This window comes from Thermosynechococcus sp. OHK43, assembly GCF_014466085.1.
In the GTDB taxonomy this organism is placed as follows: Bacteria; Cyanobacteriota; Cyanobacteriia; order Thermosynechococcales; family Thermosynechococcaceae; genus Thermosynechococcus.
In genome coordinates this window covers 1-2,532 of record NZ_JACOMP010000251.1, presented here as the reverse complement: position 1 = coordinate 2,532, position 2,532 = coordinate 1, and the positions used below count along the sequence as shown (strand labels likewise).

Annotated in this window: 2 protein-coding genes; both read right to left on the bottom strand. The window is 53.2% G+C overall.

From position 1 onward, the window contains the following. Positions 1–928, bottom strand: a 928-nt coding sequence (dnaJ, locus tag H8Q75_RS10860) for a molecular chaperone DnaJ (protein WP_297041648.1), incomplete at its 3' end; no start/stop codon positions are given. 17 nt (positions 929–945) lie between these two features. Next, positions 946–2,532, bottom strand: a 1,587-nt coding sequence (gene dnaK, locus H8Q75_RS10855) for a molecular chaperone DnaK (RefSeq protein ID WP_297041646.1), incomplete at its 5' end; no start/stop codon positions are given.

Below are 2,532 nucleotides of genomic sequence, written 5' to 3'. Positions count from 1 at the left end.
GGACTAACACCGTGCCGGGTTGGGTACCTGCGGGAATTTTCAGTTCTGCCTCCCCATCCACGGTGCTGACGGGAATCCGACAGCCCAGAATCGCTTGCAGGTAGCTAATTTTAATCCGCGACAGGATGTTGTTGCCTTCGCGCTGAAACTCAGGATCAGGTTGAACAAAAAGGTAGACGTAAAGATCGCCGGGGGGCCCTCCCCGCAAACCGGCATCCCCTTCACCTGAGACCCGCAACCGTGTGCCGTTGTCCACCCCAGCGGGAATGGTAATTTTTAGCTTTTTGCTGACTTGGATATGGCCTTGGCCGCCACAGGACTCACAGCGATCTTCAATCACCACACCGGAACCGCCACAGGTTGGACAGGTGGTTAGCTGGGTAAAACTGCCAAAGGGGGTTCGTGCCGATCGCCGCACTTGACCAATCCCACCACAGGTACTACAGGTAACTGGTCGTGTGCCGGGCTTTGCCCCTGTGCCTTGACAGGTTTTACAGGTTTCCAAATGGTTAATGCGAATTTCCTTTTCACCCCCAAAAACGGCTTCGCGAAATTCCAGTTTCAGGTCATAGCGTAGATCATCACCTCGAGTGGGTCCTTGCTGCCGCCGACTGCCAGTGGCAAACCCCCCAAAGAAGGTTTCAAAAATATCGGCGAAGCCACCCATATCGCCAATACCAAAGTCACTAAAGCCAGCAGCTCCGACACCACTCACGCCGGCTTCGCCAAAGCGATCGTAGTTGGCTCGCGCTTGGGGATCCGAGAGCACCTCGTAGGCGCGGTTGATTTCCTTGAATTTTTCTTCAGCGCCCGGTTCTTTGTTGACATCGGGGTGATACTTGCGAGCCAAGCGCCGATAGGCTCGTTTTAATTCTTCAGCATCCGCAGACCGTGAGACACCTAGGATCTCATAGAAATCACGAGCCATAGCCACCGTTACCTAAATTAATCAACCGCTTCATAATCTGAAACAACTGTTTCTTCATTATCGCTGATTATTGTGGCCTCGCTATCTAAAACTTGAGTCGCTTGGGAACTCATCGTAGCTCCCCCCATTGTTGGGATTGAGGTCATCATTGAACCGCCTGCTGTCTGTTGATATACCACGCTCCCCAAGGTCACCAAGGCCTGCTGCAGGGCTTCCATGCGCTTGCGAATTTCATCGGGGGTAATGTTGTCATCCACCATTGCGGCCTGCATACTCTGAACCACTGGCTCAATGCGTGCCCGCAGATCTGGGGTCAGGGTAATGCCATGGTTTTTGATTGTTGATTCATAGCTGTAGAGCAGGGCATCAGCTTGGTTGCGCAGTTCGGCAATCTCTTTCTTGAGTTGGTCTGCTTGGGCATAAATTTGTGCTTCTTGGCGCATGCGCTCGATTTCCATGCTGCTGAGGCCACCGCGATTGGTGATGCGCACACTTTGCTGGCGACCCGTGGCGCGATCAACGGCCGACACACTCAGGATACCGTTGGCATCAATATCAAACGTAACATCAATTTGCGGCACTCCCCGAGGGGCGGGGGCAATCCCCGTGAGTTCAAAGCAGGCCAGTTGTTTATTGTCCTTAGCAATGGGGCGCTCCCCTTGGTAGACGGCAATTTCAACTACAGTTTGGCCATCGCTAGCGGTGGAAAAGGTTTGAGTTTTGCTTGTGGGGAGGGTAGTGTTACGTTCGATAATTTTTGTAAAGACACCGCCTAGGGTTTCCAGCCCCAAAGAGAGGGGCGTGACATCCAGCAGCAGAAGATCTTTAACGGTCGTTTCTTTGCCAAGAATCCCCCCTTGAATGGCTGCACCTATGGCAACTGCTTCATCGGGATTAACAGAGCGATCGGGATTTTTGCCACAGAATTGCTTCACCAACTCCTGAATAGCGGGAATACGGGTAGAACCACCGACGAGTAATACGCGGTCAATGTCTTTAACTGTAAGGCCGGCATCGGCGATCGCCTGCTCCATGGGTTCAAGGGTTGCCTGCACCAAGTGGGCGCAGAGTTCCTCAAATTTACTGCGGGTAAGTTCCATTTCAAGGTGCTTAGGCCCCGTTTCATCAGCAGTAATGAAGGGCAGGTTAATGGAAGTGCTCAGGGTGCCCGATAGCTCCACTTTTGCTTTTTCGGCAGCTTCGCGGAGGCGTTGCAGTGCCATTTTGTCTTTGGAGAGATCGATTCCCTCCTGCTCCTTGAAGCAGGCCAAGAGCCAATCAAGAATACATTCGTCAAAGTTGTCGCCCCCGAGGTGATTGTTGCCAGCTGTGGAGCGCACCTCAAAGACCCCATCCCCCAGTTGTAGAATCGAGACATCAAAGGTGCCACCGCCCAAGTCAAAAACCAGAATGGTTTGATCTTGATCCTGCTTGTCAATGCCGTAGGCCAAGGAGGCGGCGGTGGGTTCGTTGATAATTCGCAGCACCTCAAGGCCGGCGATCGCCCCCGCATCTTTAGTCGCTTGGCGCTGCGCATCACTAAAGTAGGCTGGCACAGTAATTACGGCCTGGGTCACGGGTTCCCCTAGATAGGCTTCCGCGTC